Source organism: Inquilinus sp. Marseille-Q2685, assembly GCF_916619195.1.
GTDB lineage: Bacteria > Pseudomonadota > Alphaproteobacteria > DSM-16000 > Inquilinaceae > Inquilinus.
Map to the genome: position 1 here is coordinate 241,198 of NZ_CAKAKL010000004.1, position 8,803 is coordinate 250,000.

The 8,803-nt window shown below is 61.9% G+C and carries 8 protein-coding genes (1 of these 8 cut by a window edge); 1 reads left to right on the forward strand and 7 read right to left on the reverse strand.

Translation table 11 applies throughout. From position 1 onward, the window contains the following. Positions 1 to 281: 281 nt before the first annotated feature. Positions 282 to 1,061 (reverse strand): SDR family oxidoreductase, encoded by a 780-nt coding sequence (locus tag LG391_RS21210; RefSeq protein WP_225770035.1) that lies wholly within the window; start codon positions 1,059 to 1,061, stop codon positions 282 to 284. Beyond that, the gene (locus LG391_RS21215) at positions 1,058 to 1,387 is read right to left on the reverse strand and encodes a nuclear transport factor 2 family protein (RefSeq protein WP_225770036.1); all 330 of its coding nucleotides are present in this window, start codon (positions 1,385 to 1,387) and stop codon (positions 1,058 to 1,060) included. The genes LG391_RS21210 and LG391_RS21215 overlap by 4 nt, the downstream gene beginning before the upstream one ends. 118 nt (positions 1,388 to 1,505) lie before the next feature. On the opposite strand from LG391_RS21215, the gene LG391_RS21220 reads away from it, so the two are divergent. Then, entirely contained in the window at positions 1,506 to 2,414 is a 909-nt protein-coding gene (locus LG391_RS21220) for a LysR family transcriptional regulator (RefSeq protein WP_225770037.1), read from the forward strand. Here the strand turns inward: LG391_RS21220 and LG391_RS21225 are convergent. From LG391_RS21225 to LG391_RS21245, 5 genes are all read right to left on the reverse strand, one after another. Continuing rightward, a complete protein-coding gene (locus LG391_RS21225; protein ID WP_225770038.1) occupies positions 2,359 to 3,507 on the reverse strand; it encodes a DMT family transporter in 1,149 nt (382 codons plus the stop codon). The two genes, LG391_RS21220 and LG391_RS21225, sit on opposite strands and share 56 nt — an antisense overlap. A gap of 215 nt (positions 3,508 to 3,722) precedes the next feature. Continuing rightward, positions 3,723 to 5,108 (reverse strand): NAD-dependent succinate-semialdehyde dehydrogenase, encoded by a 1,386-nt coding sequence (locus tag LG391_RS21230; protein ID WP_225770039.1) that lies wholly within the window; start codon positions 5,106 to 5,108, stop codon positions 3,723 to 3,725. 53 nt (positions 5,109 to 5,161) lie between these two features. Further along, positions 5,162 to 6,283 (reverse strand): alkene reductase, encoded by a 1,122-nt coding sequence (locus LG391_RS21235; protein WP_225770040.1) that lies wholly within the window; start codon positions 6,281 to 6,283, stop codon positions 5,162 to 5,164. A gap of 141 nt (positions 6,284 to 6,424) precedes the next feature. After that, positions 6,425 to 7,297 (reverse strand): LysR family transcriptional regulator, encoded by an 873-nt coding sequence (locus LG391_RS21240; RefSeq protein ID WP_225770041.1) that lies wholly within the window; start codon positions 7,295 to 7,297, stop codon positions 6,425 to 6,427. Positions 7,298 to 7,566: 269 nt separating this feature from the next. After that, positions 7,567 to 8,803, reverse strand: the 3' portion of a protein-coding gene (locus tag LG391_RS21245; RefSeq protein ID WP_225770042.1) for an IS1182 family transposase. It continues 95 nt past the right edge of the window; the window shows 1,237 of its 1,332 coding nt (coding positions 96–1,332); the start codon falls outside the window, past its right edge; the stop codon is at positions 7,567 to 7,569.

An 8,803-nucleotide genomic window follows, 5' to 3' on the forward strand; every position in this document is an offset into this window, starting at 1 on the left:
GCGGGCTGACGACCAGGCGCATGGCTCAAGCCAACGCCGGTTGCCAGCCCGCTCTTCATGGCCCAGCCGAGGGCCGTCGCCGACGTGACCGACCAAGCCGCAGGGCAGGTTTCGCCTGAAAGCCGGTAACATCAGCCAAGCCCTCAACTACAACCCCCGTTGTCCGATTAACGCCGGCGAGCTTTGCTGCCCGCCGCGCGCTTGCTGAGCAGTGCCCTGACCCCTCCCTCGGCCTGTATGGGCCTGGCGTAGCCGGCGTGGCCCAGGACTACCATCCCGCCTCAGGCCGTGGGCACCGTGCCGCCGTCGATCACATATTCGGTGCCGGTAATGGTGCCGGCTCGGTCTGACGCGAGGAAGGCAATGAGGCTCGCTACCTCTTCGGGCTTCGATGGTCGGCCGATGGGTATTCCGCCAAGCGAGTCCATGATCATCTGTTTTCCTTGTTCGACGTCGACGCCATGCTCTGCCGCCAGACGCCTTGCCAGATCGACCGACGACTCGGTCTCGATCCAGCCGGGCGAGACCCGCACGACGCGCACGCCCATGGGTGAGACCTGTTTCGAAAGGCTCTTGCTGTAGGTCGATAAGGCCGCTTTCGCGGCGGCGTAGGCAGTGGTCGCCTCGGGCAAAGGCAGCTGTCGCTGGATGGAGGTCACGTGGATCACGACTCCGGACCCCTGCGCTTCCATGGCGGGAACCAGCTCGCGATCTAGACGGATCGCGGGCATGAGGTTCAGGTCGAGTTCCTGTCTCCACTGCTGATCGGATAGCGCCTCATAGCCACCGCCAGGCGCCGACGATCCGCCCAGCATGTGAACGATAATGTCCACGCCGCCGAGTCGCTCGCGCACGGCAGCGGCCACTCTGGTGCAGCCTTCGGGATCGGTGAGATCGGCCGCCACGAACTGCGCTTCCGGCATCTCCGACGGCCTGGAACGGGCCGTGGTCAGCACCCGCGCTCCGAGTTGCTCGAACAGGATCAAGGTGGCAGCACCCGCGCCGCGCGTGCCGGAGGTGATGAGGGCCCGTTTGCCCTCCAGGGTCACGAACGGGATCATGGGGCGATCTCCAGTTCGGCGATCTTGTCACCCTGAAGGACGAAAAAATATCGCAGGTCCACGGGACTTCCGGGAAAATTCCCGACGAGGTGGCTGGTGACGATAGTTCGTCCGCCTTCTTCCGAGAGCGCAAAGGGCTCGGCGGTATAGGTATATTGCTTGGAGGCATTCGCCATCCACCGCCGGATCGCTTCCCGACCGGTATAGGTATTGCCTTCATCGACGACGACCGCGTCCGCGGTGAAGCATTCGGAAATTGCCTGCGCATTGCCCTTCTTGTCAGCGGAAAAATAGGCTTCGATTGCGCCAGGTAGTTCGATGGTCATGTTGTGTCTCCAGTTGGCCCCGCATTCTCAGCGGCGCCCATCCGGTCTTGATTTAGGACTTTGCCGGCGTTCGCATAAGTGGGATAAGGCTGGGCGCAGAATTGCGGATTTCGGGATAATGCGGAACTACAATCTCACCGATTTCGATTCAGTCCTCGCGATAAGCCGCAGGGGCTCCTTTCGCGCCGCTGCACTCGATCTCGGGATGTCGACGAGCGCGCTCAGCAATGCGATCGCGAAGTTGGAGGGGCAGTTGGGCGTGCGACTTTTCAACCGCACGACGCGCAGCGTTTCGCTGACCGCCGCGGGGCGCAAATTCGTCGACCAGATGACGCCCGCCCTGAAGGATATCTATCAGGCGCTCGATACCGTGCGCTCGCAGCAAGAGACGCCGACCGGCACGCTGCGCATCAACACCTTTGCGACGGCTGGGCGCGAGATCATCGCGCCACTGGTGATCGAGTTCCTGAGACGCTTTCCAGAGGTTCACGTCGATCTTGTGACGGAAGGGAATCTCGTCGACATCGTGGCGGAAGGGTTCGATTTCGGCGTGCGCAGTAAACATCTCGTACCCACGGACATGATCGCGATCCCGCTCGGTTCCGCAAGGCGATACGCCGTGGTTGCCGCACCTTCGTATTTCGTGGACCGTGATCGGCCGCGTGTCCCGTCCGACCTTCTCGCGCATGCCTGCATTCGCACGCGGCTACCCAACGGCGCGATCTTTCGCTGGCAGTTCGAGGCCGAAGGGCAGCCCGTGCAGGTCGATGTCGACGGTCCGATCACCCTGGACGAAGCAAGTCTGGCGCGCATTGCCGTACTTGAATCGGTGGGCATCGGTTTCTTCATGGAATCAGACGTTCGCGACGAGATCGACTCGGGCCGGCTTGTGCACATTCTCGAGCAATGGACGCCTCCGCTTTCGCCCCTGTGCCTCTATTACCCAAGCCGGCGCAATCCGCCTGCAGCGTTCAAAGTTTTTGTCGACCTCGCGCGCGAACTCGCTCGCTCGTCGCGCCAGCACTGAACCCGGATTGGTGTTCGGCTTCGGCGTCGATGCAGCGTATCGGTTCGAGGCTACGGTGGCCAAGATGCCCGTGCTCGTGCCCGGTGCCCTCCCCTTCGTCACCGTATTCCGCAGGATCTCCCGCCTCACACGAAACAGGTTCCGCCGTCGGTATTAGTCGGGCGCTGCGCTGTCTGATCGATAGAATCAGTCCGGAAGTCAGGACGAGCACGCCTCCCAACTGCGTCAGCGTCGGGATCTCGCCCGCCAGCGGCACGCCAAGGAGAATTGCGACACCCGGCGCAAGAGCAGGAAAAAGCGAGGCGCGAGCCGCGCCGAGACAGCTCACCGCTCGGCCGAAAGCAAATAACGAGACAATACCCGAGAATACGCCCAGCACGATGGCAAACTCAATCACCATTAGCGGACCGGCGGCAATCAGCGCCTGCGGACCGCGAATGAGAAGGTAGCCAGGGACATAGGCCAAGAGCGAGAGGACCGAGATCGCGGCGGTGGTTGCCATGGGGTCGACTAACCAGCGATGCTGCAGCAGGGCGAACAGCGCCCACATAAGGCCGGCGCCGACGAAAAGCAGGTCTCCCTTCCAGGCCTGCGAGCCGCCATCGAACAAACCTGGGCCAACTGTTATGGCAAGACCGGCGACGATCACCGAAAGTCCGATGGCGCGCATGATATCGACCCGTTCATCAAGAAAGGCACTGGCGAGGACGGTGCCCATCAGCGTCACGGTGCCAAGCTGGATCACTGCACCGTGTGCCAGGGGCGCAAAGGCAAAGCCGGCAGTGCTGACCAGAACAAACAGGGGGCCCGCGAGCAGCGCGAGCGAGGCTCCCCGCAACCAGCCGACGCCGCCGAGCGATCTGATGTCGCTGCGCAATAGCCAAGGCAGCATCAGTGCGCCGGCTGTGCCGTAGCGCAGGAAGGCGAGGTCAGCCGCGTTGAAACCTGCATCAATACCGAGGCGCGAATATGCGAAGAAACCGCCCCAGATCAGCGCAGCGATTGCGCCCCATATGAATCCCTCATGGTATGCCGTCAGGCGAGGCCGACATGAGCAGGGCGGGAGTTGCTTAGTTGCTGGCGATGATAGCATCGCTTTGGCTCCTTGCGCGCACTGGAGGTCTTCCGGAGACCGATGCGCCGCATCACGGCGCACGGGTAGGATGCGACGGGAATGGACCGTCGGTCTCAGGCGGGACATTCGCAGAGCCCTAGTTCAGCACTTCGCACCTCAATCAGAGAGGCCACCTAGTGCACGATGAAAGCTAGAGGTCGGAACCGTTCCTACCTCTCGCTCGGATGGATGGGTCACGCGGCCTCCCTAGTGGGCGCCACCACCACCAGCTTCTGATTGACTAGTTCCTTGATACCGCTCTCGGCCAGCTCGCGGCCGTAGCCGGACCGTTTTACTCCCCCAAACGGCAGTTCCGGGCCCCCGCCGGTCATCGCATTGATCCAGACCATGCCGGCCTCGATTCGCGATGCGAGCGCCTTGGCCCTGGCAATGTCAGCTGAAAAGATGGAACCGCCCAAGCCGTAGGGTGAGTCATTCGCAAGCTCGACCAGCGCGTCGTCGTCGCGGACGATGTGGATTTGTGCAACCGGCCCGAAGAACTCCTCGAAATAGGCCGGGTTGGCTCTCGTGACGCCGGCCAGGATCGTCGGCTCGAAGTAGGCACCGTCGCCTTGTATGGGCTTGCCTCCGTGGAGGACGCGGGCGCCCGCCGCGACCGCATTGCGAACCTGCTCTGCGAGGTTGTCGCGCGCAGCCATTGAGGAGAGTGGGCCGAGATTGACGCTCTCGTCCATGGGATCACCCACGCGCATCGCCCGAAATCTTTGCGTGAGCTTCTCGATGAAGCTGTCCGCCACCTTCTCGTGAACGAGAAAGCGCTTCGCCGCGGTGCAAACCTGTCCAGCGACCGTCAGCCGGGCAGCTGCGCCGATATCGGCTGCGCGATCGAGATCGGCATCGTCCAGCACGGCAAAGATGTCCGAACCACCCAGCTCGAGCACCGACTTCTTGAGATTGCGGCCGGCCTCAGCGGCGACGATACTCCCCGCCTGTTCCGAACCAGTCAGCGTGACGCCCTGGACGCGGTCGTCTTGCAGCAGCTTGGTCACCTGGTCCTTACCCGCAAACACCGTAGCCCAGACGCCCTTGGGAGCACCTGCCTCGAGTATTAGCTCTTCGAATAGCCTCGCGCATTGCGGCACTATTCCCGCTGGCTTGACCAGAACGGGATTGCCCGCAGCAATTGCAGGAGCGGCCACACGCATCAGTTGGTAGTAAGGGAAATTCCAAGGTTCGATGGCAACTACGACGCCGATCGGATGGAACTCGATCCAGGCATCTCCCTGGTCAGTGTCAATCTTCTCTGGGGCAAGCATCCTCGCGGCATTGTCGGCAAAGTGGCGTGAGATCCTGGCGGTCTCCTCGACTTCCCAACGCGCCTCGGAAATGCGCTTGCCCATCTCCCGAACGGCAACTTTCGCCAGCTCCTCCGCCCTGTTAGCGACCAGATCTGCCAGTCGTGACAGAACGGCAAGCCGCCGTTCGATCGGTCCTCGCGACCAGTCCGACCTGTAGACCGCGTCTGCCTCAGCAAGGGCGTTCTCGATCTCGTCATCAGAGTGGTTGGAAAACTCCGCGACGGTCTCGCCGTTCGCGGGATTGGTGCTCTTGTAAGCCATAGAGATATCTCCAATGATGGAGGGAGACCGGGCTTGACCGGCCCCCCGTTTATTCAGGCAGCCTGCGCGGCAACGAGGAACGGATAATCAGTGTATCCTTCGGCTCCCCCACCATAGAAGGTGGCCCGGTTGTGCTTGTTCAGTGGAGCGCCTCTGCGGATACGTTCCGGCAAGTCTGGGTTTGCGATGAACGGGCGGCCGAAAGCGATGGCATCGGATTTTCCGGAGGCTACGGCCGCTGCCGCAGTTTCCGGCAGAAATCCGCCGGCAGAGATGATCGGACCGCCGAATGCCTTCTTGAACAATGACGCGACATCAGGCGCGTCCATGTCGAGCGGCTTCTCGTCGTTGGTAAAGTCGGCGCGGGGTTCGATCAGATGAAGGTAGGCGACGTTCCGCGTTCCAAGCTCGCTGATCACATGATCCCAGAGCGCGAGACCGGTAGAGTCTTTCATGTCCAGGATGCCGCTCCAGGGCGACAGCCGAACGCCGACGCGACCCGTACCGATCTCCGCTGCGACAGCATCGACGACTTCGAGAAGCAGGCGAGCGCGATTCTCAATCGATCCGCCATATTCATCGGTACGTTGGTTGCTGCCATCGTGCAGGAACTGGTCCAGCAGATAGCCATTCGCGCCGTGGATCTCGACGCCATCGAAGCCAGCGCTGCGTGAGTTACGGGCGGCCTGGACGAAATCGCCAATGATCGCAGCAATCTCTTCGGTCTCGAGAGCACGTGGCGTCTCGAATGGAACCGCATTACCCTGTGCGTCCATGTGATCGCCGGCGACTGCGATCGCCGACGGCGCGACCGGGAGTGATCCCCTGGGCTGCATCGTGGAATGCGAAACGCGGCCGACATGCCAGATCTGATTGAAGAAGAAGCCGCCTTTCGCATGCACGGCATTCGTCGCGAGTCGCCAACCGGCTATCTGTTCTTCCGAGTAGATCCCCGGCACCCATGGATAACCGTGTGCCTGAGGCGTGATGTCGGTCGCTTCGCTGATCTGGAGCCCGCCGTCGCTGGCGCGCTGTCCGTAGTACTCGGCGTTGAGTTCATGCGGAACGTCGCCCGGCTGCTTGGCGCGCATGCGGGTAAGCGGGGCCATAACCACACGGTGCTTGAGGGTGAGCGCACCGAGCTGGAGCCGAATAAAAAGATTGTCCTGTGCCATGTGAACCTCTGCTGGTTTTCTATGGCGAGGATGTAAATCGCTCCTATTTTCGTTACCATATCCATTTCATGTGAAGCTTAGTAACGTAAATCGTTATTTTAGTTGACGCCGGTTCCCCCACAAGCAAGTTGGATTAGCAGTTCAGGCCAAGCTTTTCTGAAACCTGTCCAGAAAAACGCGGAGCTTGGGAAGGACTTGCTGCCGCGAAGGGAAGACCGCCCAAATAGCGAGGTCGCGCGGTGATGCGTCCTCGATCGGAACAGGGACCAGCCTTCCATTCGCTACCTCGTCCTGGGCATCCCAGGCGGAGAGTTGCGCCAATCCAAAGCCTGAGACGCAAGCCGACAGGAATCCGTCGACGCTGCTTGACGAGAAACGGCCGCCCACCGGTACCGACTGCTCTTTGCCGTCGATGATGAACTGCCAGTGGGTGAAGTTGGTCCACGTCAGGCATTCATGGCCTGCAAGATCTTCGATGGTGCGAGGTGTTCCGTGCTGCTCCAAGTACGCGGGGGAGGCATAGATATGTTTGGGATTGTCCACGAGTCGTCGGGCGATCAAACCGGAGTCCTTGAGTGGCGCAATTCTGATCGCAACGTCCACACCGGAGGCGACAATATCGACCATGGCGTCGTTCAGGTCGAGGTCGACCCGGAGTCGCGGATTTTCCGCCAGCAGTTCAGGAATAATTGGCATGATCCTCTTGCGACCGAGGGTCGAGGGTGCCGTGACCCGTAGCAGTCCCGTCGCGCCGCCTTCTCTGGGACTGAGCGTCGCCAGCGCAGCTTCCTGCGTGTCGAGCATCTCGGACGCGAACGGGAGAAATGCCTCGCCCTCGGGCGTGAGTGCCAGCGATCGAGATGTTCGGTGGAGTAGGCGTACCCCCAACTCTTCCTCCAGTGCCGCCAAGCGCCTGGTGGCGGACATAGCTGTCAATTTGAGGTGCCGGGCTGCGGCGGAGAGACTGCCCGTGCGCACTGCGCAGATGAACACCTCAAGTCCCCGGGAGTCCATTCGATACCTCACGAAGCTCGTTAGGAAGCCTAAAAATATGGGAGAACGATAACTCATGTCTCAAATTTCGGAAGAGAGCCGATTCGAAACGCAAGGAGCAGTTCCCCCCGCGTGTGCGTTGCGCCGGCAGTTCGCTGCGGGCGCCCAAGCAAGCTGATCCAATGAGAGCTTCCCTGTCCGAGGATGCAGTCAAAGCGCAACTTCGAACACAGACTAGGAGCCTGTCCAGATATGTTGGGCGAGGCAATTGGTGAGGTTGGATAGGCCTGTCATGCGGCCCTGGCGAGCTTGGTGAGGTTGTGGGCGGTGCAGATCAGCGCCCATTCGTGGCGGACTTTGTCGATCCCACGCAGCAGGAACTGCCTGAACCCTCGTGCTTGCTTGATCTGTCCGAACACCGGCTCGACGATTTGCTTTCGGAGCCTGTAGCGACTTCGCCGTCCGGCTCGTCTGAGCTTGTGGCGCATGGCCTTGGTGAGCCGGCCGGTGAGGTTTCGCTTGTCTTGGCCGGGATGCTTGGCTCGCCCGATGGCGATGTAGGCACTGATGCGGCGCTTTCGCAGCGCCGCCAGATTGGCTTCGCTACAGTAACCGGCGTCGGCTGAGACCTCCTTCGGCCGCCGGCCAAGGTTGGCCTTGATGGCGTCGACCAGCCCGACCAGCTGATCCTGATCGCTCATGCCGGCCACCAAGCCGTGCGCGACGATAATCTGCGCCTCGCCATCGACGGCAGCCTGGGCATTGTAGCCCTGGATGTAGCCGTCCTTGGTCTTGAGGATGCGACTTTGCGGATCGGTGAAGTTGCGCTGCGCCTTGGGCGAGGGCTCCTCGCTGGGCGGCGCAGGCTCACGGCCGGTCTTCGTGCGGCCCGCCGCTTGGCGCTCCTCGTCCACCTTCTGACGGCGACGCTTCTCCGCTTCGGCGGCAGCCTTGGCTTCCGCCTCCAGCTCCGCCTTGGCCTGCCGGATCTTCGCCAGGAACTTCTGCTGGTCGGCCACCCAGGCCGGCAGCTCATCGCCCCGGCGCTCGCCGTACTGCTTGTCCTCGGCCCGATCCGCCGTCTCCGCCGCCTTCAGCCAGCGCTCGACCTCCGCTGCAAGCGTCTCTTCCCGCTGCTTCAGTCGCTCGTAGCTCATCGCCTTGTGCTTGGAGGCGTTTGCCTTGATCTTGGTGCCGTCCAGCGCCACGTGACCCAGCTTCACCAAGCCTGCCTTCTGCGCCAGCTGCAGCACCTGCACGAACAGCCCGCTCAGCGCCTTCAGGTGACGTCGCCGGAAGTCGGCAATCGTGCGGAAGTCCGGCGCATCACCTGCCACGATCATCATGAAGTCGACCCGCTCAACGCAGGCCCGCGCCAGACGCCGTGACGAGTACAGGCCGCTGGCATAGCCATGCAGCAACAGCGCCGTCATCATCCCAGGATCGAACGGCGGCTGCCCCACATCGCTGCGGTAACTCCCCGCGAGTTCCTTCAAATCAAGGCTCTCGCGAACCAACTGCACTATG

Coding starts and splice junctions, on each gene's coding strand:
- LG391_RS21210 (WP_225770035.1), bottom strand. CDS start 1,061: ATGATCCCGTTCGTGACCCTGGAGGGCAAACGGGCCCTCATCACCTCC.
- LG391_RS21215 (WP_225770036.1), bottom strand. CDS start 1,387: ATGACCATCGAACTACCTGGCGCAATCGAAGCCTATTTTTCCGCTGAC.
- LG391_RS21220 (WP_225770037.1), top strand. CDS start 1,506: ATGCGGAACTACAATCTCACCGATTTCGATTCAGTCCTCGCGATAAGC.
- LG391_RS21225 (WP_225770038.1), bottom strand. CDS start 3,507: ATGCTATCATCGCCAGCAACTAAGCAACTCCCGCCCTGCTCATGTCGG.
- LG391_RS21230 (WP_225770039.1), bottom strand. CDS start 5,108: ATGGCTTACAAGAGCACCAATCCCGCGAACGGCGAGACCGTCGCGGAG.
- LG391_RS21235 (WP_225770040.1), bottom strand. CDS start 6,283: ATGGCACAGGACAATCTTTTTATTCGGCTCCAGCTCGGTGCGCTCACC.
- LG391_RS21240 (WP_225770041.1), bottom strand. CDS start 7,297: ATGGACTCCCGGGGACTTGAGGTGTTCATCTGCGCAGTGCGCACGGGC.